Raw genomic sequence first — 239 nt, forward strand, 5'->3', positions numbered from 1 at the left:
GCATCACATGACGACATGAACCGAGCGCTAGGTGCGAAAGTAGATAACGACGATGACACCAGTGAAGATAGCCAAACTATTGATGCGCAAGACAGAGTTATTCAGGCAATAGAGTCTCGTAAGATGCGGGGCAACGCTAGCTATTTTGCTTTTACAGCCACACCAAAGGGTACGACGCTTGAGAAGTTCGGTATCAAGCAAGAAGATGGTAGCTTTAAAGTGTTTGATCTATATAGCAT

1 protein-coding gene is annotated in these 239 nt (G+C 44.8%); it reads left to right on the top strand.

Annotation, left to right across the window (positions count from 1 at the left end; genetic code table 11):
- The coding region (locus AAEY88_RS15340) for a hypothetical protein (protein ID WP_350563774.1) at positions 1-239 on the top strand (239 nt) is incomplete at both ends.

The sequence above is a fragment of the Psychrobacter sp. CAL346-MNA-CIBAN-0220 genome (genome assembly GCF_040309805.1).
Classification (GTDB): domain Bacteria; phylum Pseudomonadota; class Gammaproteobacteria; order Pseudomonadales; family Moraxellaceae; genus Psychrobacter.